This is a genomic window from Streptomyces sp. TP-A0874 (genome assembly GCF_001748085.1).
Classification (GTDB): Bacteria; Actinomycetota; Actinomycetes; order Streptomycetales; family Streptomycetaceae; genus Streptomyces.
In genome coordinates this window covers 206,683-232,221 of sequence record NZ_BBZK01000010.1, presented here as the reverse complement: position 1 = coordinate 232,221, position 25,539 = coordinate 206,683, and the positions used below count along the sequence as shown (strand labels likewise).

The 25,539-nt window shown below is 72.3% G+C and carries 20 protein-coding genes and 1 tRNA gene; 10 read left to right on the top strand and 11 right to left on the bottom strand.

Annotation, left to right across the window (positions count from 1 at the left end):
* Positions 1 to 6: 6 nt before the first annotated feature.
* From hutI to hutU, 4 genes are all read right to left on the bottom strand, one after another.
* Positions 7 to 1,257, bottom strand: a complete 1,251-nt coding sequence (hutI, locus tag BGP73_RS18280) for an imidazolonepropionase (protein ID WP_079127643.1) — start codon at positions 1,255 to 1,257, stop codon at positions 7 to 9.
* A 78-nt stretch (positions 1,258 to 1,335) separates the two neighbouring features.
* Complete coding sequence (locus BGP73_RS18275) at positions 1,336 to 2,694, bottom strand: formimidoylglutamate deiminase (protein ID WP_069816224.1); 1,359 nt, start codon at positions 2,692 to 2,694, stop codon at positions 1,336 to 1,338.
* Positions 2,685 to 3,872, bottom strand: a complete 1,188-nt coding sequence (locus BGP73_RS18270; protein ID WP_107474081.1) for an allantoate amidohydrolase — start codon at positions 3,870 to 3,872, stop codon at positions 2,685 to 2,687. Before BGP73_RS18270 ends, BGP73_RS18275 begins: the two co-directional genes overlap by 10 nt.
* A 53-nt stretch (positions 3,873 to 3,925) precedes the next feature.
* Positions 3,926 to 5,629, bottom strand: coding sequence for a urocanate hydratase (hutU, locus tag BGP73_RS18265; RefSeq protein ID WP_069816221.1), 1,704 nt, complete (start codon positions 5,627 to 5,629; stop codon positions 3,926 to 3,928).
* A gap of 263 nt (positions 5,630 to 5,892) precedes the next feature.
* On the opposite strand from hutU, the gene BGP73_RS18260 reads away from it, so the two are divergent.
* The 3 genes from BGP73_RS18260 to BGP73_RS18250 all read left to right on the top strand — a co-directional run bounded on the left by BGP73_RS18260 (position 5,893) and on the right by BGP73_RS18250 (position 10,360).
* Positions 5,893 to 7,257, top strand: coding sequence for a diaminopimelate decarboxylase (locus BGP73_RS18260; protein WP_069816219.1), 1,365 nt, complete (start codon positions 5,893 to 5,895; stop codon positions 7,255 to 7,257).
* A 26-nt stretch (positions 7,258 to 7,283) separates the two neighbouring features.
* Entirely contained in the window at positions 7,284 to 8,645 is a 1,362-nt protein-coding gene (locus tag BGP73_RS18255) for an APC family permease (RefSeq protein ID WP_069816217.1), read from the top strand.
* 233 nt (positions 8,646 to 8,878) lie between these two features.
* Positions 8,879 to 10,360, top strand: coding sequence for an MFS transporter (locus BGP73_RS18250; protein WP_069816215.1), 1,482 nt, complete (start codon positions 8,879 to 8,881; stop codon positions 10,358 to 10,360).
* A gap of 48 nt (positions 10,361 to 10,408) precedes the next feature.
* On the opposite strand, the gene BGP73_RS18245 is transcribed toward BGP73_RS18250, so the two are convergent.
* Complete coding sequence (locus BGP73_RS18245; protein ID WP_069816213.1) at positions 10,409 to 11,293, bottom strand: MurR/RpiR family transcriptional regulator; 885 nt, start codon at positions 11,291 to 11,293, stop codon at positions 10,409 to 10,411.
* Between the two features lie 420 nt (positions 11,294 to 11,713).
* Between BGP73_RS18245 and BGP73_RS23170 the strand changes: the two genes are divergently transcribed.
* Both BGP73_RS23170 and BGP73_RS18240 read left to right on the top strand, forming a co-directional pair.
* A complete protein-coding gene (locus BGP73_RS23170; protein WP_170837874.1) occupies positions 11,714 to 11,887 on the top strand; it encodes a hypothetical protein in 174 nt (57 codons plus the stop codon).
* A 216-nt stretch (positions 11,888 to 12,103) separates the two neighbouring features.
* Positions 12,104 to 12,517: a hypothetical protein gene (locus tag BGP73_RS18240; RefSeq protein ID WP_069816211.1), complete on the top strand. Its 414-nt coding sequence runs from the start codon at positions 12,104 to 12,106 to the stop codon at positions 12,515 to 12,517.
* A gap of 67 nt (positions 12,518 to 12,584) precedes the next feature.
* Here the strand turns inward: BGP73_RS18240 and BGP73_RS18235 are convergent, their stop codons facing one another.
* Positions 12,585 to 13,973, bottom strand: a complete 1,389-nt coding sequence (locus BGP73_RS18235) for a cystathionine beta-synthase (protein WP_069816209.1) — start codon at positions 13,971 to 13,973, stop codon at positions 12,585 to 12,587.
* Positions 13,974 to 14,149: 176 nt separating this feature from the next.
* Between BGP73_RS18235 and BGP73_RS18230 the strand changes: the two genes are divergently transcribed.
* From BGP73_RS18230 to BGP73_RS18220, 3 genes are all read left to right on the top strand, one after another.
* Complete coding sequence (locus BGP73_RS18230; protein ID WP_170837873.1) at positions 14,150 to 15,301, top strand: SGNH/GDSL hydrolase family protein; 1,152 nt, start codon at positions 14,150 to 14,152, stop codon at positions 15,299 to 15,301.
* Positions 15,302 to 15,411: 110 nt separating this feature from the next.
* Positions 15,412 to 16,632: an acetyl-CoA C-acetyltransferase gene (locus BGP73_RS18225; protein ID WP_069816207.1), complete on the top strand. Its 1,221-nt coding sequence runs from the start codon at positions 15,412 to 15,414 to the stop codon at positions 16,630 to 16,632.
* 220 nt (positions 16,633 to 16,852) lie between these two features.
* Positions 16,853 to 17,701: a hypothetical protein gene (locus BGP73_RS18220; protein ID WP_069816205.1), complete on the top strand. Its 849-nt coding sequence runs from the start codon at positions 16,853 to 16,855 to the stop codon at positions 17,699 to 17,701.
* Between the two features lie 81 nt (positions 17,702 to 17,782).
* On the opposite strand, the gene BGP73_RS18215 is transcribed toward BGP73_RS18220, so the two are convergent.
* The 3 genes from BGP73_RS18215 to BGP73_RS18205 all read right to left on the bottom strand — a co-directional run bounded on the left by BGP73_RS18215 (position 17,783) and on the right by BGP73_RS18205 (position 21,014).
* On the bottom strand, positions 17,783 to 18,118 hold the full coding sequence (locus BGP73_RS18215; RefSeq protein WP_069816203.1) for a hypothetical protein: 336 nt from the start codon (positions 18,116 to 18,118) through the stop codon (positions 17,783 to 17,785).
* Between the two features lie 204 nt (positions 18,119 to 18,322).
* Positions 18,323 to 19,222, bottom strand: coding sequence for a Bax inhibitor-1/YccA family protein (locus tag BGP73_RS18210; RefSeq protein ID WP_069816202.1), 900 nt, complete (start codon positions 19,220 to 19,222; stop codon positions 18,323 to 18,325).
* A gap of 358 nt (positions 19,223 to 19,580) precedes the next feature.
* A complete protein-coding gene (locus BGP73_RS18205; RefSeq protein WP_244501254.1) occupies positions 19,581 to 21,014 on the bottom strand; it encodes a hypothetical protein in 1,434 nt (477 codons plus the stop codon).
* A 121-nt stretch (positions 21,015 to 21,135) separates the two neighbouring features.
* On the opposite strand from BGP73_RS18205, the gene BGP73_RS18200 reads away from it, so the two are divergent.
* On the top strand, positions 21,136 to 22,311 hold the full coding sequence (locus BGP73_RS18200) for a UDP-N-acetylglucosamine--N-acetylmuramyl-(pentapeptide) pyrophosphoryl-undecaprenol N-acetylglucosamine transferase (protein ID WP_069816201.1): 1,176 nt from the start codon (positions 21,136 to 21,138) through the stop codon (positions 22,309 to 22,311).
* A 710-nt stretch (positions 22,312 to 23,021) separates the two neighbouring features.
* On the opposite strand, the gene BGP73_RS18190 is transcribed toward BGP73_RS18200, so the two are convergent.
* Both BGP73_RS18190 and BGP73_RS18185 read right to left on the bottom strand, forming a co-directional pair.
* Positions 23,022 to 23,663 (bottom strand): nucleotidyltransferase domain-containing protein, encoded by a 642-nt coding sequence (locus tag BGP73_RS18190; RefSeq protein WP_069816199.1) that lies wholly within the window; start codon positions 23,661 to 23,663, stop codon positions 23,022 to 23,024.
* A 589-nt stretch (positions 23,664 to 24,252) separates the two neighbouring features.
* Positions 24,253 to 24,338 (bottom strand) — tRNA-Leu (locus tag BGP73_RS18185).
* Between the two features lie 418 nt (positions 24,339 to 24,756).
* On the opposite strand from BGP73_RS18185, the gene BGP73_RS18180 reads away from it, so the two are divergent.
* Positions 24,757 to 25,539, top strand: a complete 783-nt coding sequence (locus BGP73_RS18180) for an ABC transporter ATP-binding protein (RefSeq protein ID WP_069816198.1) — start codon at positions 24,757 to 24,759, stop codon at positions 25,537 to 25,539.

The following is a 25,539-nucleotide window of genomic DNA, read 5'->3' as shown; positions in this document are numbered from 1 at the left end:
GTCCGGTCACGGCCGAGCACCGCTCACCGACCGGCCGCCCCGCCAGACCTCGGTGACCAGCGGCACCCCGGGGCGGTAGGCGAGATGGACGTGCGAGGGCGCATCCAGCAGCGCCAGATCGGCCACCGCGCCCGGCGCCAGCCGCCCCACGTCCTCGCGGCGCAGGGCCGCGGCGCCCCCCGCGGTGGCCGCCCAGAGCGCCTCGTCCGGCGTCATCCCCATCTCGCGGACGGCCAGCGCGACGCAGAAGGCCATGGAGCTGGTGAAGGACGAGCCCGGGTTGCAGTCCGGGGAGAGCGCCACGGTCGCCCCGGCGTCGAGCAGCCTCCGGGCGTCCGGGTAGCGGGCGCGGGTGGAGAACTCCGCGCCGGGCAGCAGGGTGGCGACCGTCTCCCCTTGGGCGAGGGCGTCCACGTCGTCGTCGGTGAGGTGGGTGCAGTGGTCGGCCGAGGCCGCCCCGAGCTCCACGGCCAGCTGCACCCCCGGGCCGTAGGAGAGCTGGTTGGCGTGGACCCGGGGGACCAGGCCGCGGGCCGCCCCCGCGGTGAGGACCGCCCGCGCCTGGTCGCCGTCGAAGGCGCCCTGCTCGCAGAAGACGTCGATCCAGCGCGCGTACGGTGCGCACGCCTCCAGCATCGGGCCGGTGACCTGCGCCACGTACTCGGCCGGGTCCTCCGCGGACTCGGGGGCGACGATGTGGGCTCCCAGGTAGGTGGTCTCCGCGGTGTACTCGGCGGCGATGCGCAGCGAGCGCGCCTCGTCGTGCGGGGTGAGGCCGTATCCGGACTTGATCTCCAGGGTGGTGGTGCCCTGCCGCAGCGCCTCCGCCGCGTACCGGGCGACGTTGGCCGCGAGTTCCCGGTCGGTGGCGGCCCGGGTGGCGGCGACGGTGGTGCGGATGCCGCCCGCGGTGTAGGGCCGGCCGGACATCCGGGCGTTGAACTCGGCGGTCCGGTCACCGGCGAAGACCAGGTGCGAGTGGGAGTCGACGAAACCGGGGACGACGGCCCGGCCGGCGGCGTCGTAGCGGGTGTCGGCGGCCGGCACCCGGTCGCCGGGCCCGACCCAGGTGATCCGGCCGCCGGCCATGACCAGCGCGGCGTCGGTGAGCAGCCCCAGCGGGCCGCCGTCCCCCTGTGCGGGGTCGTTGGTCACCAGGGCGCCGATGTTGACGACGGCCTGGCTCCTCGGTGCCTCCTCCTCAGCGCCCGGGTGGTTCGGCTGGCTCGCGGCGGTCCTGGTGGGCACGGATGACATGGCGGGTCCCTACGGTCGGTCGGTGGTGCGGGAGGGGGCGCGGTTCTCGAAAGCTGCTCGGGACGGCGGTGCGCCGGTTCAGTCGCGCAGCGCGGCGATCGCCTCGGCGAGGGCCGCGGGCACGTCGTCGACCAGGGTGTGCGCGCCGTCGCGGACGATCTGCCGCCCGGCGACGACGGTGTGCCTGACGTCGGCGGCGGTGGCCGCGAAGACCGCCGCCTCGGCCCCCAGCCGGGGCGGGACGCCCGCGGTGCGGACCGAGTCCAGGGCGATGGTGGTGAAGTCCGCCGGCGCGTCGGGCGCCAGGGTTCCCGCCTCGGGCCTGCCCAGCGCCGCGTGTCCGTCGGCGGTGGCGGCCCGCAGCAGCTGCGCCGCGCTCCAGTGGCCGCGGGTGTGGCTGCTCAGCCGCTCGTTCAGCTCCATCGCCCGGGCCTCCTCCAGCAGGTCGATGACGGCGTGGCTGTCGCTGCCGAGCGAGAGTGGGGTGCCGGCGGCCTGGAGCCGGGTCGCCGGGCCGATGCCGTCTGCGAGGTCGCGTTCGGTGGTGGGGCACATGCAGACGCCGGTGCCGCTGCCGCCGAGCAGCCGGATGTCGTCGGATATGAGGTGGGTGGCGTGGACGGCGGTGGTGCCGGGGCCGAGCACCCCGTGGTCGGCGAGGAGCCTGGTCGGGGTGCAGCCGTGCGCCCTGCGGCAGGCCTCGTTCTCCGCGGTCTGCTCGGAGAGGTGGACGTGGAGCGGGGCGCTGTGCTGCCGGGCCCACTCGGCCACGGTGCGCAGTTGGCTCGCCGGGACCGCCCGGACCGAGTGCACCGCGGCGCCGATCCGGGCGTGCGGGGCGGAGGTCTTGAAGGCGGAGACCCGCTCGGCCCACGCCTCCGCGGTGCCGTCGCTGAACCGCGCCTGGCGGTCGTTCGGGGGCTCCCCGGCCCGCCCTCGGCCGAAGCCGGAGGCGAGGTAGGCGGCGTCCAGCAGCGTGATGTTGATCCCGGCGTCCGCGGCGGCCTGGACGAGCGCCTCACCCATGGCGTTGGGCTGGTCGTAGCGGCTGCCGTCGGGCGCGTGGTGCAGGTAGTGGAACTCCCCGACGGCGGTGATGCCGGCGAGCGCCATCTCGGCGTAGACCGCTCGTGCCAGGGCGTGGTAGCTGTCGGGGGTGAGCCGGGCGGCGACCCGGTACATCTCCTCGCGCCAGGTCCAGAAGGTGCCGGAGCCGACCTGGACGGTGCCGCGCAGCGCCCGGTGGAAGGCGTGCGAGTGGGCGTTGGCCAGCCCCGGGACGGTGAGGCCGCGCAGCACGGTCGCGCCCGGGGGCGGGGCCGTGACCCCCGCCGTCAACCGCCCGATCCGGCCGTCGGCGGTGGCGGTGATCGCCACCCCCTGTTCGACGGTTCCACCGGTCCAGGCGTACTCCGCCCAGTAAGTGGTCAGCGGCACGCCAGCCCCTCCAGTACATCCGCGAGAGCGATCACTCCGGCGAGACAGTCTGCCTCGTCGGCGTGCTCGTGGGGAGAGTGGGATACGCCGGTCGGGTTCCGTACGAAGAGCATGGCGGTGGGGAGGACGGCCGAGAGGATGCCGGCGTCGTGGCCGGCCCCGGTCGGCAGGATCGGCGCGCCGCCGAGCAACCCGGCCAGCCGGTCCCGCAGACCGTGCGCGAACTCCACGACGGGGGTGAAGGATTCGCGGGTGACCCGCACCTCCACGCCCTCGCGGGAGGCGTGTTCGACCGCCTCGCGTTCGATGGCGCCGACCAGGGTGGCCAGCGTCTCCTCGTCCGGGGCTCGCGAGTCCAGCCAGCCGCGGACCTCCGCGGCGATGGCGTTGACGCCGCCCGGCCGGACGTCGACCTTGCCGAAGGTGGCGAGCGCGCCGAAGACCCGGGCCTGTTCGCGGGCGGCCAGCACGGTGCCGGCGTAGCCGAGCATCGGGTCGCGGCGGTCGGCCAGCCGGGTGGTGCCCGCGTGGTTGGCCTCACCGTGGAAGTCGAACCGCCAGCGCCCGTGCGGCCAGATGGCCGAGGCCACGCCCACGGCGTGGCTGGTCTGGTCCAGGGCACGGCCCTGTTCGACGTGGAGCTCCACGAACGCGCCGATCCGGGCTAGGCGTTCGGGGTCCGGGCCGATCGCCGCGGGATCGTGGCCGGCGCGCTCCATCGCCTGCGCGAGGGTGGTGCCGTCGGCGTCCCGCAGTCCGCGGGCCTGCTCGGCGGTGAGCTGGCCGGCGGTCAGCCGGGAGCCGACGCAGGCGAGTCCGAATCTGGCGCCCTCCTCGTCACCGAAGTTGACGATGCCCAGCGGCCGTCGGAGGTCGGCTCCCCGGGCCCGGAGTTCGTCGACCGCGGCGAGTGCGGAGACCACGCCGAGCGGACCGTCGAAGGCCCCACCGTCGGGGACGGAGTCCAGGTGGGAGCCGGTCACGACGGCGTCGCCGGCGGCCGGGTCGCCGAGCCAGGCCCACTGGTTGCCGTTCCGGTCGGTCTCGTAGTTCAGGCCGCGCGCCTCCGCCTGGTCCTGGAACCAAGCCCGGCAGTCGCGGTCCGCGGGCGTCCAGGCGTAGCGGCGGTAGCCACCGGTGGGCGCGTGGCGGCCGATGGGCAGCAGCTCCCGCCACATGCCGCCGAAGGTGTCGGTGCCGGAGGCGGCGGGCGCCCGGTGCTCCGGGATGCTCATGCCGCTCCGCTCCCCTGCGCGGACTCGGCCGCGTCCTCCCGCATGGGGATGCGGACCCCGTGGTCGCGGGCGACGGTCTCGGCGGACTCGTAGCCGGCGTCGACGTGCCGGATCACACCCATCCCCGGGTCGTTGGTGAGGACGCGCCGGATCTTCTCCCCGGCCAGCGGGGTGCCGTCGGCCACCGTCACCTGGCCGGCGTGGAGGGAGCGTCCCATGCCCACCCCGCCGCCGTGGTGGAGGGAGACCCAGGAGGCGCCGGAGGCGACGTTGACCATGGCGTTGAGCATCGGCCAGTCCGCGATGGCGTCCGAGCCGTCCAGCATGGCCTCGGTCTCCCGGTACGGCGAGGCCACCGAGCCGCAGTCGAGGTGGTCGCGCCCGATCGCCAGCGGTGCGGTGATCTCACCGGTGGCGACCATGTCGTTGAAGCGCTCCCCCGCCCGGTCCCGCTCGCCGTGGCCGAGCCAGCAGATCCGGGCGGGCAGTCCCTGGAAGTGCACCCGCTCGCCGGCCAGCCTGATCCAGCGGGCCAGCGACTCGTTCTCCGGGAAGAGGTCGAGGATCGCCTGGTCGGTGCGGGCGATGTCCCGCGGGTCGCCGGAGAGGGCCGCCCAGCGGAACGGTCCCTTGCCCTCGCAGAACAGCGGCCGGATGTAGGCGGGGACGAAGCCGGGGAAGTCGAAGGCCCGCTGGTATCCGGCGAGTCGCGCCTCGCCGCGGATGGAGTTGCCGTAGTCGAAGACCTCGGCGCCCGCGTCCTGGAAACCGACCATCGCCTCCACGTGGCGGGCCATGGACTCCCGGGCCCGCTGGGTGAAGTCGGCGGGCTTCTCCGCGGCGAGGCCGGCCATGTCCTCGAAGGCGACACCGACCGGCAGATAGCTCAGCGGGTCGTGGGCGCTGGTCTGGTCGGTGACGATGTCGATGGGCGCGCCCATCTCCAGCAGCCGGGGGAAGACCTCGGCGGCGTTCCCCAGCAGGCCGATGGAGAGGGGCTCGCGACGGTCGCGCGCCTCGGTGGCCAGCCGGAGGGCGTCTTCGAGGTCGTCGGCGCGCCGGTCGAGGTAGCGGTGCTCGATCCGGCGGGAGATGGCCCGCGGGTCGCAGTCGACGCAGATGACCACCCCGCCGTTCATGGTGACGGCCAGCGGCTGGGCGCCCCCCATGCCGCCCAGGCCCGCGGTGAGGGTGACGGTTCCGGCGAGGTCGCCGTCCCCGCGCCCTTCGGCGGCGCGTTTGGCGGCGACGGCGGCGAAGGTCTCGTAGGTGCCCTGGAGGATGCCCTGGGTGCCGATGTAGATCCAGGAACCGGCGGTCATCTGCCCGTACATGGTCAGGCCGAGCGCCTCAAGGCGGCGGAACTCCTCCCAGTTCGCCCAGTCCCCGACGAGGTGGGAGTTGGCGATGAGGACCCGCGGCGCCCACTCGTGGGTGCGCATCACCCCGACCGGGCGGCCGGACTGGACGAGCATCGTCTCGTCCTGCTTGAGCGTGCGGAGGGTGCGGAGCATGGCGTCGTAGGAGGCCCAGTCGCGGGCGGCCTTGCCGGTGCCGCCGTAGACGACGAGCTTGTCCGGGTGCTCGGCGACCTCGGGATCGAGGTTGTTCTGGAGCATCCGCAAGGCCGCCTCCTGCGGCCAGCCCAGCGCGCTCAACTGGGTGCCCCGGGGTGCTCGCACGGGTCGCGGTCCTGACATGGCCCTGCCTCCTAGAGGGGTGGCGGCTCGCCGGCGCCGCCGGGAAGAGAACACGGAGAAAAGTCCCGATGAATGAATTACTGCATATGTTCGTGCGATGAATAGAGCCAGTCAACAGGGCGGCGTGCCGCCACCGCCGCGGCGACGCGCGAGAGTGACACGGGTGACTCCGTCTCCGTCTGGCCACCGTCGGCGCCGGGTGGTGGAGTGCTCCCCTGGCTTCCCCTCCCTCCCGAAGACGGGGCGCCAAGAAAGGAACGAGAATGACCTTCGAGGAGAACGCGTCCGGAGCGGCGTCCGCGCACCGCCGGGAACAGGCCGTACGCGCAGCCGTGGAACACGGGCTGATCGGCGCGGCGGAGCCGGTCGTCGGACTGCTCGACGTGGCCGGGATCCGGCAGAGCGCGACCCGACTCCGCGCGGCCTTCGAGGAGATCACCCCGCCGGGCACCCCGGTGCTGCACGCCTTCGCGGTGAAGGCGGCCCCGCTCGTCCCGGTGCTGCGGCTGCTCGCCGCGGAGGGGCTGGGCTGCGAGGTGGCCAGCCCGGGCGAGCTGGCCCAGTCCCGGGCGGCCGGGGTGCCCGCGGAACGCATCCTGCTCGACTCCCCGGCCAAGACACCCGCCGAGCTGCGCACGGCACTCGAACTCGGCATCGCCCTCAACGCCGACAATCCGAGGGAACTGGACCGGATCGACGCCCTGGTCGCCGCCGGGCAGCCGGCCTCCCGGGTGGGCGTCCGGGTCAACCCCCAGCTCGGCGGGGGCACCATCGGCGCGATGAGCACCGCGACCGCCACCTCCAAGTTCGGCGTCGCCCTCCAGGACGAGGGCGCCCGGGAGTGGGTGGTCCGGGCCTTCCTCGACCGGCCGTGGCTGACCCGGCTGCACGCCCACGTCGGTTCCCAGGGGATGCCGCTGGAGCTGATGGCCGCCGGGGTGCGCGAGACCTACGGCCTGGCCGAGGAGATCAACGCCGCGGCCGGCCGGCGGCAGATCGACACCCTCGACATCGGCGGCGGACTGCCCGTCAACTTCGACTCCGACGAGTTCACCCCCTCCTACCGCCAGTACGCCCGGCTGCTGCGGTCCGAGGTGCCCGGCGCCTTCGACGGCCGGTACGGCATCGTCACCGAGTTCGGCCGGTCGCTGCTGGCCAAGAACGGCCTCACCCTGGCGCGGGTGGAGTACGCGAAGTCGGCCGGCGGCCGCCCGATCGCGGTCACCCACGCGGGCGCCCAACTGGCCACCCGCACCGTCTTCGCCCCCGCCTCGTGGCCCATCCGGGTGGTCGCGTACGACGCCGAGGGACGCCCCAAGTCCGGCCCGGCGGTGGCGCAGGACGTCGCCGGCCCGTGCTGCTTCGCGGGCGACCTCGTCGCCCGGGACCGGCCGCTGCCACGGCTCGACGAGGGCGATCTGGTGGCGCTGCTCGACACCGGCGCCTACTACTTCTCCAACCACTTCGCGTACAACAGTCTGCCGCGCCCGGCCGTCCACGGTTTCGTCACCGCTCCGACGGGGTCTGGTGGCGTGCGCTTCGGGCTCGTACGCTCCACGCAGACAGTCGACGAGATCGTGGCAGAGAGCGGGGGTGGGCAGCGGAACGCGCTCTCCGAGCTGCGGTGAGCACTCACAGAGAGAACACAGCGCGTATGACCAAGCCCGCGTCACCCCCCACCGCCACACCCACCGAGAGCGAGAGCGGAACCCCCCTCAAACGGGCCATCGGCCCGAAACTGCTGATCCTGTTCGTCGTCGGCGACATCCTGGGCACCGGCATCTACGCGACCACCGGCAAGGTCGCGGGGAAGGTCGGCGGTGCGCTCTGGCTGCCGTTCGCGATCGGTTTCGTGGTGGCCCTGCTGACCGCCGCCTCCTACGTGGAGCTGGTCGGCAAGTACCCCAAGGCGGCCGGCGCCGCGCTCTACACCCAGAAGGCGTTCAAGGTCCCGTTCCTGACCTTCATCGTGGCGTTCATGGTGATGTGCTCGGGCCTGTCATCGGCGAGCGCGGCGGCCCGGGCCTTCGGTGGCGACTACTTCTCGGAGTTCGCGGACGTCCCGCCGGTCCTGGTGGCCGTCCTCTTCATCCTGGCGCTCGCGGCGCTGAGCCTCCGCGGCGTCTCCGAGTCGGTGAAGGCCAACGTCGTGATGACCGTGGTCGAACTCACCGGGCTCCTGATCATCCTCGGGATCGGCGCCTACGCCGTCCTCACCGGCGGCGGCGAGCCGTCCCGACTGGGGGAGTTCCACACCGAGGGCAGCGGCTTCGCGCTGATGACCGGCGTCCTCGGGGCGACCGCCCTGGGCTTCTTCGCCTTCGTCGGCTTCGAGGACTCGGTCAACATGGCCGAGGAGACCAAGGACCCCACCCGCACCTTCCCCCGCGCGATCTTCGTCGGCGTCGCGGTGACCGGCACCATCTACATCCTGGTGGCGCTGGTCTCCTCACTCCTGGTCGACTACCGGGTACTGGAGGGCTCATCCGGGCCGCTGCTGGAGGTCGTCAAGGCCGGCGGCACCGACTTCCCGCCGAAACTCTTCACGCTCATCGCCCTCTTCGCGGTCAGCAACTCCGCGCTGATCAACCTGATGATGGCCTCCCGGCTCTGCTACGGCATGGCCAACGAGCGGATCCTGCCGCGCGCCATGGGCAGGGTGCTGGCCGGCCGCCAGACTCCCATCACCGGCATCCTGTTCACCTCCGCACTCGCCATCGGCCTGGTCTCCACCGGCGAGATCGAAGGGCTCGGCGACACCACGGCGTTCCTGCTGCTCTGCGTCTTCGCCGTGGTGAACGTCGCGGTGCTGGTACTCCGCAGGGACCGGGTCGGCCACCAGCACTTCCGCACCCCGACCGCGCTGCCGGTGCTCGGCGCGATCACCGCGCTGCTGCTGGCCAGCCCGCTGGCCGAGCGCCCGGCCGAGGTCTACATCAGGGCCGGGGTGCTGGTGTGCATCGGCGTCCTGCTGTGGGGGGTGAACAAGCTGGTACTGCGGGCCGCCAAGGAGTAGCGGCCCCGCGGACCGAGCGGTGGCGGCCCGGCGAGGGCCGCCACCACGCGTCGGCCGCTGGAGCCGGCCCCGTGGACGCGGACCGGGGCCGGGGCGTGTCAGCCGACCCTCCGGCGGCATCCCCCGCCGTACGCTGAACCGACGTACCGGACATACCGCCCGGGATGCCTCGGGATCCGGTGCCGGGCGCCCGCACCCAGCGGGCCCCGTCCACCCAAGCGTCGGAGGCAGCCATGCGGTTCCGCCCTGCTGTGCCCGCCGTCCTCACCCGGGTCCCGCTGGCCGGCAGATATCCGGCGGCCGTGGCCCTCGCCCTGCTGGCGCTCTGCCCCTACCTCGTGCTGACCACGGCCATCCCCCTGCTGCGCCCGCTGCTCGTCAAGGACCTGGCGGCCAGCCAGTTCGACGTACAACTCACCAGCGGACTGGCCAACGCCGCCTACGCCTTCGGAGCGGTGGCCGCCGCCGACCTCATCCAGCGGTTGCCGCGCCGGCGGGTCTACCTCGTCTGCGAGGGCGGGTTCGTGATCAGCTCGCTGCTCGCCGTGGTGGCCACCGGCATCCCGCTGTTCGCCACCGGCATGTTCTTCCAGGGCCTGTTCACCGGGATGCTGCTGGTCGCCGCGCTACCACCGCTGATCACCACGCACGGCGTGGAGCGGCTCCCCAGCACGGCGGCCGTCATCAGCCTGGGACTCTTCGGGATGGTCACCCTGGGGCCGGTGATCGGCGGGGTCGTGGGCGGGCTGGGCGGCTGGCGGGCGCTGTTCGGCGGCATCGCCGCCCTGGCGGCGATCGGCTTGACCATCGGCGCGCTCTCCTTCGAACCCAACGAACCGCCGGCCCAGGGCTCGGCCTTCGACTGGCTCGCGATGCCGCTCGCCCTCGGCACCACCATGCTGCCCTTCTTCGGCGTCTCCTGGCTGACCCGCTCCTACTTCCTCCACCCGCTCTTCGTCGGCCCCGTGATCGTCGGACTGCTCCTCGGGGTCTTCCTCATCGTGAGCCAGTACCGCAAGAGCGAGCCGCTGATGCCGGTCCGCCCGATCAGCAACACCCTGCCGGTGACCGGGACGGCCGGCGCGATGCTCGTCGGGGCCTCCTTCACCACCCTGCTGGAGCTGACCGAGACCTACCTCGCGGCGGTGCCCCGCTACCAACCGCTCCTGATCGGTGCCCTGTTCGCCCCGCAGCTCATCGGGGTGCTCATCGCCGCGGCGCTCTTCCGCCGGGTCCTGCCCACCCGCTTCACGCCCTACCTGGCCCTCTCCGGCCTGCTGAGCGTCGCCGTGGCCGCGGGCCTGCTGCTCCTCCTCTCACCGACGAACGTCCTCTTCGTGGTGCCCCCCGCGGCGCTGCTGCTCGGATACGGGGCGGGCGCGGGCGTGGTGCCCGGACTCTTCCTCGCCGGGCTCTCGGTGCTCTCCACGAAGATCGGGCCCACCTTCGCCCTGGTGGAGCTGCTCCGCTCGGAGGCGGCGTTCCTCGTGGGTCCGATCCTCCTCCACCTGACGATGACGGCGGGTGTCGTGGGCGGCTTCCACCTGGCGGTGGCGATCATGCTGCTGCTCACCGTGGTGGGCGGGCTGTTCCTGATCGGCGTCTACCGGCTCGGCGGCGCCCGGCCGACCGCGCCCGACCTGCCGGCCTGGGTCTCCGGCGAGACCACCGCCTACCACTCCCCCGCCCTGGCAGCGAGGCTGCGCCGCAGCTGATGTCCCACCTCCGCCGCGGCTGACGTCCGGGCCGTCGGCGAGTCCGGCTCACTCCGCGAAGAGACCTCGCTCGGCCGCCCGGACGTCGAACTCCTCCAGCCGGGCCTGGGCCTCCGGCAGCACGTCGCACATCGCCTCAAGCAGCACCCGGCCCAGCAGCATGGGGGCGCAGGCGGTGTCGAAGGACAGCCCGGTGCCGACCGCCGCCGGCAACAGCAGGTCGCAGTGGGCCGCCACCGGGGCGAACGCGCTGTCGGCGACGGTGACCGCGGTCAGGCCCGCCGCCCGGGCCTGGTCGAGCGCGTCCAGGACCTCGCGGGGATGACGGGGCAGTGCGAAGCAGAGCAGGGCGGTCGCCCCGGCCCGCACGGCGGCGTCGATCCGGTCGGTGAGCATGCTGCCGCTCTCGTCCAACAGCCGCACATCGGGGTGGACCTTGGCCGCGAAGTAGCTGAAACCGCGCGCCTGGGCCGAGGCGGCGCGCAGCCCCAGCACCGGCAACGGCCGGGAACGGGCGAGCAGTCCGGCCGCTCGCTCGATCGGTCCCGGGTCGGCCAGCAGCGCTGCCGACAGATGCCGGAGGTTCTCGATCTCCGCCCGGACCGCCTGCTGGTAGGAGTTGGCCTCGCTCGCCGCGGCGGGCCGGGCGGCTTCGGCCGGCGCCACCTCCCGCAGATGGCGGCGGAGCGCCGGGTAGCCGTCGAAACCCAGCGCCACGGCGAAGCGGGTCACCGAGGGCTGGCTCACCCCGGCCAGCTCGGCCAACTCCACGCTGGAGAGGAACGGCGCGTCGGAGGCCCGGCGCACCATGCAGTGGGCGATCCTGCGCTGGGTCGGCGTCAGCCGATGGCCTTCGAAGAGCTTCTGCAGCCGGGCGGCGGCGCCGGTTGGCGGCCCGCCGTCGTCCCGTCCACTGCCGCCGTTCCCGGCCATCGCCGCCCTCCCACTCACTCGCCCGGCCACCCCGGGCGATTTATTCAGTCAACCATGAGTCTGCATGGAGTCATGCGGAAAGCGGCTGGGGCGGGCGGCTCGGTCCCCGTCCCGGAAGCGCAACCGGGCTGCCCGGGCCGCGACTTCGCCAGCGGTTGCCCCGGAACGGCAACCAGGGCAGTCGCCGGAGCGAGCCAGCCCGTGGACCACAATGTGGGACGCCCGAGTGCGCGAGAGGGGAGGACTCAGGGGCAGCGGCACACGGCTCGATGACCGCACTGCCCGGACCGATCGAGGAGGCGGCCGACCGGCCCTGTAGTTCGCGGAGAAGTGCCGTCGCTCCGAGCCTTCCCGGCCGGACCGCCCCTTTCGGGCCGGCGCAGCCCCGGCCCCGACCGTCCACCAGAAAAGGAGAAGCGAATGGACGCCATCAACGAGAAGGACCTGGACGAGGTCATCGCCAAGACCTTCAACGAGCTCAGGACCGCCGTCGACACCCACAGCGAGAAGAGCATCCAGATGTACAGCCAGGCCCTTCGGGCGCTCGTCGAGCTCCGGGAGCAGGTCACCCGCGGACAGCCGGGCGCCGACTGACTGCTGGCAGGTCCGGCTCGACGACGTCGGCTGGGGCGAGGAGCGGGGCGCTGGGCGCCTGCGGCCCGTGGGCGGCCCGCTCCTCCGCCCCCGCCGCCGGACCGTCCCCATGGCGTGCAGCCCTGGGCGGCACGGGCGCCCCTGACGCCCGCGGCACCGCGCACCGGGGGGCTACCCCCAGTGCGCGGTGCCACCGGCACGCCTACCGTCGAGCCCATGGATGCCCGTGAACCAGAGCTCAAGAAGGAACTCGAGGCGACTGTGCACGCCCGCAGGGAACTGGGGCCCGAGTACGAGTCGGAGCTGATCGAGTCCTTCCTGGAGAAGCTCGACAGCTCGGTGGACAACCGGGTGCGGCGGCAGATCGCCGAGCAGCAGATGGTGGTCGCGCGCGGTGCCCGGCCGGTGGCTCCCCCGCCGGTGTCAGGCAGCACCTTCGGTGAGCGCTACGGGTTCGGCATCATCTCACTGGTGCTCGCGGTACCGCTGTCGGCGATCGGCGCCACCAACGGCCACCTGCTGGGGCTGATCGTGACCTGGCTCGGCATCACAGGGGTGAACTTCGTACACGCCAAGCGGCGGTGGCCGGGCCAGCAGCGGTCCGAGCACGAGGCCGAGCGGCGCTACTGAGCCGCGGGAGCCCCGGCTGGAACGGCGCCCGGACCGGATGGTCCGAGCGCCCCCGTCAGAAGCCCCGTCAGTGCGCCGCGCCGCGGGCGAGGTAGGCCAACAGGTCCTGGCGGCTCACCACACCGGTCGGCTTCCCCTCCACCAGGACGACCGCCGCGTCGGCGCCCTCCAGGACGGCCATCAGGTCGCCCACCGGTTCACCGGAACCGACCTGCGGGAGCGGCGGGCTCATGTGCTTCTCCAGCGGGTCGCCCAGCGTGGCCCGCTGGGTGAACAGGGCGTCCAGCAGTTCGCGTTCCACGACCGAGCCGATGACCTCCGCGGCCATCACGTCCGGGTGCCCGGCGCCCGGCTTCACGATCGGCATCTGGGAGACCCCGTACTCGCGCAGCACGTCGATCGCCTCGCCGACGCTCTCCTCCGGGTGCATGTGGACGAGGGACGGCAGGTTGCCCTCCTTGTACCGGAGGACATCGCCGACCCGGGCCGCCGGACCCTCGTCCTCCAGGAAGCCGTAGTCGGCCATCCACTCGTCGTTGAAGATCTTGCTGAGGTAGCCGCGCCCGCTGTCCGGGAGCAGCACCACCACCACGTCGTCCGGGCCCAGCCGCTCCGCGACCTTCAGCGCCCCGACGACCGCCATCCCGCAGGAGCCGCCGACCAGCAGGCCCTCCTCCTTCGCGAGCCTCCGGGTCATCTGGAAGGAGTCCTTGTCGGAGACCGGCACGATCTCGTCGGCCACCTTCGGGTCGTAGGCGGTCGGCCAGAAGTCCTCACCCACGCCCTCGACCAGGTACGGCCGGCCGGAGCCGCCGGAGTAGACCGAGCCCTCCGGGTCGGCGCCGATCACCTTGACCCGGCCGTCGGAGACCTCCTTCAGGTACCGGCCGGTTCCGCTGATCGTGCCGCCGGTGCCGACGCCCGCCACGAAGTGGGTGATCTTCCCCTCGGTCTGCTCCCACAGCTCCGGGCCGGTCGAGTGGTAGTGGGAGAGCGGGTTGTTGGGGTTGCTGTACTGGTCCGGCTTCCAGGCGTTGGGGGTCTCGCGGACCAGCCGGTCGGAGACGTTGTAGTACGAGTCCGGGTGCTCCGGGTCCACGGCGGTCGGGCAGACCACCACCTCGGCGCCGTAGGCCCGCAGTACGTTGATCTTGTCGGTGGACACCTTGTCCGGGCAGACGAAGACGCACTTGTAGCCCTTCTGCTGGGCCACGATCGCCAGCCCCACGCCCGTGTTGCCGGAGGTCGGTTCCACGATGGTGCCGCCCGGCTTCAGTTCGCCGGAGCGCTCGGCGGCCTCGATCATCCGGACGGCGATCCGGTCCTTCACCGACCCACCGGGGTTGAAGTACTCGACCTTGGCCAGGACCGTCGCCTGAATCCCCTCGGTCACACGGCCGAGCCGCACCAGCGGGGTGTTGCCGACAAGCTCGATCATCGAATCGCGATACTGCACGCTGTCTCCTGGTTTGGCGGGATCTCCGCGATCGGGGGCGGCGCTGTTCAGTGCCCGTTTCCACCAGCCTATTCGGCCCGCCGGAAGCCACCCGTCGGACGGGGGCGTTGCGGACCGGGCCGCACGGGGCAACTAATCAGTGCACGGACGCGGACAGCGGGAGGTGTTCCTGACAGATGTCGTTGTCACGGGCGAGAGTGGCACGCCGGATCGCCGCCGCGGCGGCCTACGGCGGGGGCGGAATCGGGCTGATCGGCGGGGCGGCGATCGGGCTGCTGCTCACCGAGGTCCAACTGGCCCGGCGGACGGTCGGGGGCTCCGACGCGGTACCGCCGTTCGCGGACGGCCGCTACGGGGCCTCGTTCACCCGGTACTCCGGCCTGCGGGCGCTGCGGATGGGCTTCGCGGGCGACTCGACGGCCGCCGGCCAGGGCGTGCACCGGGCCCGGCAGACACCGGGCGCCCTGCTGGCCTCGGGGCTGGCCGCGCTGGCCGAGCGTCCGGTGGAGCTCCGGGTGGTGGCACAGCCGGGCGCGATGTCCGACGACCTGGACCGCCAGGTCACCCTGCTGCTGGCGGACCCGAGGCAGGTGCCGGACGTCTGCGTGGTGATGATCGGCGCCAACGACGTGACGCACCGGATGCCGCCGGCGCGTTCGGTCCGGCTGCTCTCCGACGCGGTACGCAGGCTGCGGGCGGCCGACTGCGAGGTGGTGGTCGGCACCTGCCCCGACCTGGGGACGATCGAACCCGTCTACCAGCCGCTGCGCTGGGTGGCCCGCCGCTTGAGCCGCCAGCTCGCGGCGGCGCAGACCATCGGGGTGGTCGAGCAGGGCGGCCGTACCGTCTCGCTGGGCGCCCTGCTCGGCCCGGAGTTCGAGGCCAATCCGCGCGAGCTGTTCGGCCCGGACAACTACCACCCCTCCGCCGAGGGGTACGCGACGGCCGCGATGGCGGTGCTGCCCACGCTCTGCGCCTCGCTGGGGCTCTGGCCGGAGCCGGAGCGGCCGGACCTGTCACGGCGGGAAGGGATCCTTCCGGTAGTCGAGGCCGCGGCACAGGCGGCCTCCGAGGGGGGTACCGAGGTCGCCGCGGCGGAGCCGGTGGGGCGCCGGGCACCGTGGGCGCTGCTCAAGCGGCGGCGACGGCAGCGGCTGCCCGACCGGGAGGACGGGACGGAGGCCGCCGGGCCCGAGGAGGAGAGCCACGGCGAGCACTCCCGGGCGGAGCCGGAGGACGGAGAGGTCCGGGCCCCGGCCGAGGGCGAGGAGCCCGAAGACGAAAGGGCGGGCCGGACCGGAGGGACCGCGGAACCCGAAGCCAGCTGAGCATCCGCTTAGAAAAGAGGCCCGTGTCACAGCCGGGAGACCGTGACCCCGGCACTACGGAGCGGTAGCTTCCCATCCAGCCCTTGCCCTTCTCGCCCTCTGGAGCCGTGATGCCCGAAGCCGTGATCGTCTCTGCCGCCCGCTCCCCGATCGGCCGGGCCGTCAAGGGCTCGCTGAGGGAGGTGCGTCCCGACGACCTGACCACCCGGATCGTCCGGGCGGCACTGGACAAGGTGCCGGAGCTGGACCCGCGCGAGATCGACGATCTGATGCTCGGCTGCGGCCTGCCCGGTGGCGAGCAGGGCCACAACCTCGGCCGGATCGTCGCCGTGCAGCTGGGCATGGACCATCTGCCCGGCTGCACGATCACCCGTTACTGCTCCTCCTCCTTGCAGACCTCCCGGATGGCGATGCACGCGATCCGGGCCGGAGAGGGCGATGTCTTCATCTCCGCCGGGGTGGAGATGGTCTCGCGGTACGCGAACGGCTCCTCGGACGGGATGCCCGGCACCCACAACCCGGTCTTCGCCGAGGCCGAGGCCCGCACGGCGGCCCGCAGCGAGCAGGTCGGAGCGGACTGGCGGGACCCTCGGGCGGAGGGGCAGCTGCCGGACGCCTACATCGCGATGGGCCAGACCGCCGAGAACCTGGCCCGGCTGAAGGGCGTCGGCCGCCAGGAGATGGACGAGTTCGGCGTGCGCTCCCAGAACCTCGCCGAGCAGGCGCTGGACAACGGCTTCTGGGAGCGGGAGATCACCCCGGTGACCGCCCCGGACGGCACCGTGGTGACCACCGACGACGGCCCGCGCCGCGGGGTGACGATGGAGGGGGTGGCGGGGCTGAAGCCGGTCTTCCGACCCGATGGCCGGGTCACCGCCGGCAACTGCTGCCCGCTGAACGACGGCGCCGCCGCACTGGTGATCATGTCGGACACCAAGGCGCGGGAGCTGGGCCTGACCCCGCTGGCCCGGATCGTCTCCACCGGCGTCTCCGCGCTGTCGCCGGAGATCATGGGTTACGGCCCGGTCGAGGCGAGCCGGCAGGCGCTGGCCCGGGCCGGCATGTCCATCGGCGACATGGACCTGGTCGAGATCAACGAGGCCTTCGCGGCCCAGGTCATCCCCTCCTACCAGGACCTCGGCGTGGATCTGGACCGCCTGAACGTCAACGGCGGAGCGATCGCCGTCGGCCACCCCTTCGGTATGACCGGGGCCCGGATCACCTGCACGCTGATCAACTCGCTGCAGTTCCACGACAAGCAGTTCGGCCTGGAGACCATGTGCGTGGGCGGCGGCCAGGGAATGGCCATGATCATCGAACGAATGAGCTAACAGCCTCCCCCGAAACCCCTGGTCCACGTTCGTGATCGAATCTCCCCCAGGATGTGACCTTCGTCCCGGGGGAGAGCCTTACCGCAGTTCAGAGCGGTTGAATTGGAAACGACTGGCCGAAAGTCCCGACCGATTCATGACGTTATGCACTGTCGGCCGCTCACGGAGCTTGCCAGGCTGAGGTAGGAATTTCGGGGACCGTCGAATCGGGAGTACGTCAGTGAGCGCCATGACCCTTGCCCTGCCGCTGGCCGCCGCCACCGCCGCGGCCATGGGAGCAGCCGCCCTGTACACCGCTCACGGGCTGCGCCGACAGCTCACCGCTCTGAGCAGCCAGCTCACCACGGTGCGCGAAGAGCTCAGTTCGCTGGCGAGGAAGACCGATCACACCGTCTCGCTGCCGGCGGCCCGCGCCGAGCGGCGCCCCGTCGACATCCACTTCACCGACGACCATCTGGCCGAGATACGCGCCGCCGTGACCGACGCCCTCGCCGAGGAGCGGGAACGCGACCTGGCGGAGGCGCGGGCCTTCTGGGCCGCGCAGGAGGCCCGGGAGAACGGCGAGCCCCCCGGCCTCGCCGGCACCGACTGGTACGAGGACGCCCCGCTGTACCTTCCGCGCCAGGCGGACCTGATCGGCATCGAGCCGCTGGACGACGCAGGGGGCCTGGAACCGTACGGCGCCCCCGAGGAGCCCGCGGAGTCCCCCGAGCTGGCGGCGGCCCGCCGGCGGCACCCCTCGCACCCCTCGAACCAGCCCTCCCCGGTCGCCACCGCGGAGGAGACCCTCGCCCACCTCCAGCAGCTGGCCGAGAGCCGCACTCCGCTGGTGGACGTGCGCCCCGGTCCGCTGGGCACCCTCGACATCTACGTCTTCACCGACGGCACCACGGTCTGCGTGACCCCCGGTGACCATGGGACGGCCGAGCAACTGGCCCGGGCGCTGCACGAGGGAACCGCCCCGGTGCTGCTGGGCGGTTCGAGCGTCTCCGGTGCCTACACGCTGACCTTCGACTGCGGCCGGGAGAGCGTCTACGTGCTCGCCGACCGGGTGGTCGCCTCGCTCTGAGCCGACCAGTGCTCACGGGCCACCCGGGCCCTGCCCCGGAGCCCCCGCCGGGGCCGCCTCTCCCCCAGCGGACGCGTCACCTCACAACCCGCAGCGGCGCGCCGCCTCCGCCACCTCGGCCAGCGCCTCGGTCAGCTGGCGCTCCGCCTCCTCGCCGACCACCTCACCGGTGAGCAGCGCCTCGGCCAGATCGTGGCCTGCGACGGCGAGTTGATCAGCCACCAGCAACTCCCCGGCGTCCGGGATCAGCCGCGGCTCCCGGCCGGGAAACTCGATCCGCTGCGCCCGCTCCGCCAACGACCGGGCCAGCGCCAGACCCTCGGCGGCCGCCCCGCGCCGCAACCGGCTCTGCGGAGCGGCGCGCAGCCGGTCGGCGAGTCGGTCGACGGCGGTCAGCAATGGGCTCACATCGGGCATCCGGCGATCCTATCCGGGTGCCCCACGCCACAGCGGCCGGCGGTCAGGCTCGCCGTGCGGTCCACCGCCGCCGAGAGGTCCGCGGACAGGCGAAAGGGGCCCGGAGAACACTTCTCCGAGCCCCTTTTCGCTCACCGGTCCGCTTTCGCTTACCGGTCCGCCGCCGGACCGCACCGGCTGCTCGCCGGGCATCCGGCGCCGTGGTCAGTCGCCGCGCAGGATCGCGATCAGACGGAGCAGCTCCAGGTAGATCCACACCAGGGTCAGGGTGAGGCCGAAGGCGGCCAGCCAGGACTCCTCGCGCGGCGCACCGTAGGCGATCCCGTCCTCGACCTGCTTGAAGTCCATGGCGAGGAAGCAGGCACCGAGGACGACACCGACGATGCCGAAGATGATGCCGAGGCCACCGCTGCGGAAGCCGAGGCCGTCACCGCCGCCGAAGACGGCGAACAGCATGTTGACCATGGACAGCAGCACGAAGCCGATCGCGGCGGCCATCACGTACCGGACGAACCGCTGGTCGACCCGGATCAAGCGGGTCTTGTAGGCGACCAGCACACCGACGAAGACCGCCATGGTGCCGAGCACCGCCTGCATCGGAGCGCCGCTGAACCGCTCGTTCAGGGCACCGCTGAGGCCACCCAGGAAAAGGCCCTCGAAGGCGGCGTAGGCCAGGATCAGCGGCGGCGAGGCCTGGCGCTTGAAGGCCTGGACGAAGCCGAGGACCATGGCGACGAGCGCACAGCCGATGGCCAGTCCGAGCCTTTCGGGGCTGGACAGTGCGATCCAGCCGATGGCCGCGCCCACGATGACGGTGCCGAGCGTCATGCCGGTGCGCATGACGACGTCGTCCATCGTCATCCGGCCGGTGTGCACCGCACCGGCCGGCGGAGCGCCGTACGGCTGCTGTACTTGGTGCGGGCTCAGGTTCTGCGGGCCACCCTGGGCATAAGGGTTACCAGCGGCATACGGGTTTCCGGCTGCGTACGGGTTGCCACCCTGGGCTGCGGCGGGTCCCCCGGCCTGAGGCGCCGCGTTGAAGCCCGCGTAGCCGTTGTCGCGGCTGAACCCCCGTCGCGAGAAGACCGGGTTGCTGCTCCTCATCTCACTCCTCCATGGCCGCCCTGCGCGACCTCACCGCTAAGAGTAATGGGTCGGCAAAAGTTGCACCCTAGTGCGCTAGGAGGATCTTTGAGAAGTTCCGGCATCGCCCGTCCTCAGATGGGCGTACGGAGCTCCTCCGGGACCGTGCCGCGGGCCGGGCCGAACGAGGCACGACCGCCGAACGGGCAGGGTCAGGACACGCGCCGGTCCGGCCCCTCCGCCCGGCAGGCCACCGCTGGCCCCGGCCGCGCCGTCCCCGACGAGCAGCCGAAAGTGGGCGCGGGGTGTGTCGTCCACTCGCCCCTGCGGGGTAGCTCACCGCCCCGGACGGCCCACTCCCACCGCTCCTTCGCGGAGTTCAGGGGCTCTTCGGCACGAGCCCGGTGGACACGAAGGCGGCCTGGTCCCGGGATGTCGTGCCGTCGGTGATCCACCAGTGCGTGGGGCCCGCACCGTAGAGGCCGAAGATCGTGCCGGTCGCCCAGTTGAGGACCAGCTCGTCCTTTCCGTCACCGTCGAAGTCGGCGGCCCCGGCGGGCCGGGCATGCCGCCACTCATCCGGGCCCTCCTTCATTTCGCGGAGCACCGGGATCCGTTGGTCGTCCTCGATGAGCACGGCGCCTTCGTACGTGGCGACCAGGATGCCGTCGCGGCCGTCCCCGTCCGGGTCCGCGGCGGCGAACCCGCCGGGGCCGTAGTAAGTGCCCGCGCCCTCGGGCACTTCGGGCAGCCGGTGCTTGACCGGTCCGCCGCCACCGCCCGGGTACACGTCGAGCGATCCGATGACCGCCGGGTCGGTGGAGTCGGCGCCGGGCTCGTTGTTGTGGCTGCCGTCGTCCCCGACGGCCACATCGCGCCGCCCGTCTCCGTCGAAGTCGCCGAAGGCGCGGGCGTTGCCCTCCCGCAGCCGTCTGCCCTCCCAGGACAGGCCTCGGCCGCGCTCAGCCGAGTAGAGGAGGTTGCCGGACTGCTCACCGTCGCTGATCTCGTGGACCAGCAGGGGGGTCGCCCGCGCCCCGCCGGACGGGGCGATGTCGTCCACGACGAGTTCGCCGTCCTCCACCGGGGGGCTGGTGTCGGTACGGGCCGGCTCACCGGAGCGTGTGAACGGGCCGTAGAGCACCACCAGGGGCGACTTGCCCATGACCGACTCGGTCATCGCGCGGGCCACGAGGTCGTGGTGCCCGTCCCCGTCGAAGTCGCCCCGCGTCACATGCGACAGGCCGTGCGCCGAGACGCTCGACGGCGGTCGCAGCGGTGTCGCCCCGCCCTCCGCCGCCGCGGGCCCCTCGGGGCCACCCCAGGTCACACAGGGGACGGCGGTACGCTCCGCCTGCTTCTGCTGCGCGGAGGGGTCCTCCTGGAGGGTTGTGACGAAGTCCGGGAAACCGTCCCCGTCGAGGTCGGCGACCGCGTCCGGGGCGAACCCCTCGTCCCCGACCGGCTGGTCCGCCGGAACCGGCAGGCCCAGCGCGCGGGGGCCGTGGAGCGTCCGGGTCGACAGGTCGAGCCCCTCGGCGGAGCCGTAGAGCACCGCGACCTTCGAGACGCCGGGTATCGAGACCCTGAGGTCGCGGTATCCGTCACCGTTGATGTCGTCGGGGTCCTTCGTCCCCTTACCCGGCACCGGCGCCCGGCTCTCCGAGGGCACGTCGGGCAGTCCCGTCGCCGAAATACCGCCGCCCGAGGACGGCCCGCCCGCCTCACCGCTGCCGCAGCCGGTGAGCAGGGCGAGCCCGAGGAGGGCGGCGCAGGCCGCGGCGCGGGTGGGCGGGACGGCGCGACACATCATGCGCCCCACCCTCACACCCGCTCCGTGCCGTCTCCAGCGGGGTGGTTGCGCCGTTGCCGAGTCGTTGCTCCGGGATCCGGGCGCAGCGCCCCGACCGGCGGCGGCCAGTAGGCTGCGCGGGGTGAACAGTGTTTCCCGATCCCCGCGCTCCTTCCGTCTGATCGTCACCGGGGGAGGGACAGGCGGCCACACCTATCCCGCGCTCACCGCGGTCCGCACCTTGCAGGCCCGGCTGACGGCCGAAGACCGCGCACTCGACGTCCTCTGGATCGGTACACCCGACGGCTTGGAAGCCCGCGTCGCGCCGGCTGAGGGCATCGCCTTCACGACGGTCGCGACGGGCAAGATCCGCCGGTCGGCGAACCCGCTCAAGATGGTGTCCCCGGCGAACATCAAGGACATGACGCGGGTGCCCCTCGGCGTCGCCCAGGCGCGGAAGACGGTGAGTGACTTCCGACCGGACGTCGTGCTCGCGACCGGCGGGTACGTCGCCGTCCCAGCCGGTCTCGCCGCCCGACTGTGTCGGGTCCCGCTGGTGCTCCACGAGCAGACGGTGCGGCTCGGGCTGGCGAACCGGAAGCTGGCCGGGTCCGCGGCGCGGATCGCGGTTTCCTCGGAGTCGACGCTGCCGCTCCTCCCGGAGGCCGTACGGTCCACGGCGGTCGTGACGGGGAACCCGGTGCGGCCGGAGATCCTGAGCGGGCACGCCGACAAGGCGGTCGCCGCGCTCGGCCTGGTCGGCTTCGACCGGCAGCTCCCCACGCTCTACGTGACCGGCGGCGCGCAGGGCGCGCAGCAGATCAACAACGTCGTCGCGGAGGCGCTCCCATGGCTCTTGGAGCGCGCCAACGTGGTGCACCAGTGCGGGCCGGCGAACGTGGAGGCACTGCGCGCCAACGCGGCCGGGCTCCCACCGGAACTGGCGGGCCGGTACCACCTGACCGGGTTCGTCGGCCCGGAGCTCCCCGACGTGCTGGCGCTCGCCGATGTCGTGGTCTCCCGCAGCGGTGCCGGCACCCTCGCGGAGCTCACCGCCCTGGGCAAGCCGGCCGTGTTCGTGCCGCTCGCCTCGTCCGCGGGCAACGAGCAGGCGCACAACGCCCGTCACCTGGAGGACGCCGGCGCGGCCGTAGCGCTCACCGGTGAGGTCACCGCAGACCGGCTCCGAAACGCTCTCGGACCACTCCTCACGGACCCGGCGCGGCGTGCCGGGATGGCGGAGTCGGCCCGGGCACACGGGCGGCCGGACGCGGCGGAAAGACTCGTGGACGTGCTCCTGTCCGCCGCGTCCGGCTGACCGGGCTGCGGGTAGATGGATGAACGTGCCGCCGGCGGCGGCACGTTCACCAGGAGCGCGTGGGGGGGGACCGACACCCGGCACGGTCAGGTCGCGGGCCTGGTGACCCGCCGCATCCGGTGCTCTTCGACACGCTCCTCCAGCCGGTGGATACAGCTCTCGCAGGCCGTCAGGCCGGCTGTTCCCCGGCTGGTCCGCACCGGCCCGATCCACAGCACCGGAAGGCCGGCACGATCGCAGCACCAGCACTCACCGATCTTCCACTGCCGAAGCACGGATTGACGCCCCTTCGTCAGGGGGCTCCGCCTCACACGACGGGCTGGAGCTTCCCAGTTGTCGGCGCTGGGCCTGCCGAACTTCCTGAGCGCTTTCGGGGAGAGGATCCCCTCGTCGGCCCGGCGAAGCACCCCTCGGGGCATCCCCCGTGACCGCCAGGTCCTCAACCGCTTTCAGCTCCGCTGTCACCGGGCCGAACGTCGTCCAGTGGCATCGGTAGTCGACGTGCTCTTGGTCGAGTGCGCTCGCTGCGCTGGCAGCCATCCGCCGGGCCTCGGCGGGAAGGAACGTCGACGGCCCACAGGAACTCTCTGCACCAAGTCAAGTCGGGCGATCGCGGCTGACGTCAACGCATCAGGTGGAACGCGCGAGGCGTCGCCGTTTCCCGGCTCGTCAAACTTGTGGGCGACAGCCACGAAGCTGTCTGAGGTGGATCACAGGTTCCCGAGCCAGCGATGGCCTGGGTGCGCGCGGGCGAGGAACTCGGCCAGTGTCGTGCGCTGAGCTGAAGTCATGTGCGGGAGGGTCGCGTCGAAGTCTGCCCGATCCTTGAGGCGTGCGTGCTCGGCCTTGAACAGCAGGACCAGTTCAGGCGCCAGGTACGGGATGCCGTCTGGGGTGTGGTGGATGATCTCGCTGTAGGGAAGCCGGATCGTCTCGTCGTGTCGGCAGATCCAGGTCTTGCCGTCGTGGGGTTCGCGGAATACATCGAGTAGGTAGCTGCCGGTGCCTGGATCGCGTAGCCAGGTCTGGTGTGTGGCGGCCAGCACGTCCGGTGTGGCGTTCTCCCAGATCTGCCCGCTGCTGACGGCGTCGAAGGCGTATCCGGGGAAGCGGTTGCGAACCTCGGGGAAGTCGGCAGTGGGGATCGCGATCTCGATGTCCCCGTGCTCGCGCGTCTGCGTGCCGCGGAACAGGTCCAGCGCCCAGCCAGCGGCCACGCACCAGGGCGCGGCGATCCCGGACAGGTGCTGTGCGACATCACTCGGGGTCCAGCAGGATGACCACCTGGCGTCAAGGGCATCGAGCTCGGCGGGAGACAGTTTGATGCCGCCACTGGGGAGTTGCTCGCTCACCAGAAGGAACCTGTCAGTGAGATCGAAGCGCCCCGTGAGCGTGGCCGATCACTTCGGGTCGCTGGGGTCCTGCGGGTGAGTTGGGCTGCGTCGGCCTTTTCGGTGCGGACGAAGGTCAAGGTCAGGCCGATGCCCTCGCTCCAACCCACGAGCAGCTCGATCTCGACAGGGCTTCCTCCATCCCCGCCATCGCGACCAGCGGTGCCGAGCTGTCAGTGGATCCCCAGCTCCACGCTCACGACGCCTTCCCGGGGCACTTCCCGCAGCCCGGCAGGGCTACGGTGACAGGCTGCTCAATGCCGACACAGCCGCCCTTCGGCCCGACGATCCGCTGAGGGCCGAGAACGAAATTCTGCCCCCACCGGCCCCCGCCGCGCCATCGAAACGCTCGGTCTGGAACTCCCCGGCCCTGGCACCTCCGGCACGTCAACGCACCCGGTAGCTGGTGACCTCACCATGTCTGTTCTTGGACGCCTGTACATAGGCCATGCGGGGCATGGTCGGGATGCTGCGCCAACCGTGCGCCAACGCGAGGAGAGAAGACCTGAGGAAACAGGCCATTTCCCCAGGTCAGCCGGGTTGAGGGGGATGGTGCCCGGAGCCGGACTTGAACCGGCACGGCCCGAAAGCCAGTGAGGTTTAAGCTCACCGTGTCTGCCATTCCACCATCCGGGCGGATCCCCCCTGAGGGCCGGCTTCCGGACCCTCCGAACGGAGCGGATGACTGGTCCTCCGCCAGGGGCGCAGCAGCGAGCCTATCCGGGCCCCACTCGATGAACAGCGCCCAGCCACAAGGAAGTTGTCTGATTTTAGGAGCAACTGAAGGCCCGTCAGGTAGGTGCGGTGGAGAAGGCTGCTGCCCGGGCCGTCGGGCCTCGTCGAGCAGGTGTTCTGGGATTGACGGAAACTCGTCTCCGCCTCAGGGTCCCCCGTCATTCCCAGGTAGGACCCGGTCGGCTCAGAATACCCCGCTGGTTTACTTTCGAACCGGAGTACGGGCTGATGCCAGACCCCCTCCAGCCAGGGAGGATGATGGTTGTCCCCGGCGGCCGGCAGCCTGACCGCCGCACCTCGACACACAGGAGCCTCCGCCGTGAGCACCACCATCCCTGGCGACCAGACCGCAGCCCGTCCCACCGCGCTGGCCGCCCGGGCCACCGACCTGACCAAGGTCTACGGCGCGGGTGAGACCCGGGTGCTCGCTCTCGACGGGGTCACCGTCGGCTTCGGGCAGGCCGAGTTCACCGCGATCATGGGACCGTCGGGCTCCGGTAAGTCCACCCTGATGCACTGCCTCGCCGGGCTGGACTCGATCTCCGCCGGCTCCGCGCGGATCGGCGACACCGAGCTGACCTCCCTCAAGGAGAAGCAGCTCACCCAGCTCCGTCGGGACAAGATCGGCTTCATCTTCCAGGCGTTCAACCTGCTGCCCACCCTGAACGCCCTGGAGAACATCACCCTCCCGATGGACATCGCCGGCCGCAAGCCCGACCAGGCCTGGCTCGACCACGTGGTCGAGACCGTCGGCCTCTCCGGCCGCCTCAAGCACCGCCCCACCGAACTCTCCGGCGGCCAGCAGCAGCGCGTCGCCGTCGCCCGCGCCCTGGCCGGGAAGCCCGCCATCGTCTTCGCCGACGAGCCCACCGGGAACCTCGACTCCCGGGCCGGCGCCGAGGTGCTCGGCTTCCTCCGCAACTCGGTCAGCGAGATGGGGCAGACCGTGGTGATGGTCACTCACGACCCGGTGGCCGCCGGCTACGCCGACCGCGTCGTCTTCCTCGCCGACGGCCGCACCGTCGACGAGATGTACGGGCCCACCGCCGAGACCGTACTGGACCGGATGAAGGCCTTCGACACCAAGGGACGGGTGAGCTGA

Bases quoted from the DNA above. Each gene is read 5' to 3' on its own strand.
- hutI (WP_079127643.1), bottom strand. From the start codon at position 1,257: ATGTCATCCGTGCCCACCAGGACCGCCGCGAGCCAGCCGAACCACCCG.
- BGP73_RS18270 (WP_107474081.1), bottom strand. From the start codon at position 3,872: ATGTGGCGGGAGCTGCTGCCCATCGGCCGCCACGCGCCCACCGGTGGC.
- hutU (WP_069816221.1), bottom strand. From the start codon at position 5,629: ATGTCAGGACCGCGACCCGTGCGAGCACCCCGGGGCACCCAGTTGAGC.
- BGP73_RS18260 (WP_069816219.1), top strand. From the start codon at position 5,893: ATGACCTTCGAGGAGAACGCGTCCGGAGCGGCGTCCGCGCACCGCCGG.
- BGP73_RS18255 (WP_069816217.1), top strand. From the start codon at position 7,284: ATGACCAAGCCCGCGTCACCCCCCACCGCCACACCCACCGAGAGCGAG.
- BGP73_RS18250 (WP_069816215.1), top strand. From the start codon at position 8,879: ATGCGGTTCCGCCCTGCTGTGCCCGCCGTCCTCACCCGGGTCCCGCTG.
- BGP73_RS18245 (WP_069816213.1), bottom strand. From the start codon at position 11,293: ATGGCCGGGAACGGCGGCAGTGGACGGGACGACGGCGGGCCGCCAACC.
- BGP73_RS23170 (WP_170837874.1), top strand. From the start codon at position 11,714: ATGGACGCCATCAACGAGAAGGACCTGGACGAGGTCATCGCCAAGACC.
- BGP73_RS18240 (WP_069816211.1), top strand. From the start codon at position 12,104: ATGGATGCCCGTGAACCAGAGCTCAAGAAGGAACTCGAGGCGACTGTG.
- BGP73_RS18230 (WP_170837873.1), top strand. From the start codon at position 14,150: ATGTCGTTGTCACGGGCGAGAGTGGCACGCCGGATCGCCGCCGCGGCG.
- BGP73_RS18225 (WP_069816207.1), top strand. From the start codon at position 15,412: ATGCCCGAAGCCGTGATCGTCTCTGCCGCCCGCTCCCCGATCGGCCGG.
- BGP73_RS18215 (WP_069816203.1), bottom strand. From the start codon at position 18,118: ATGCCCGATGTGAGCCCATTGCTGACCGCCGTCGACCGACTCGCCGAC.
- BGP73_RS18210 (WP_069816202.1), bottom strand. From the start codon at position 19,222: ATGAGGAGCAGCAACCCGGTCTTCTCGCGACGGGGGTTCAGCCGCGAC.
- BGP73_RS18205 (WP_244501254.1), bottom strand. From the start codon at position 21,014: ATGATGTGTCGCGCCGTCCCGCCCACCCGCGCCGCGGCCTGCGCCGCC.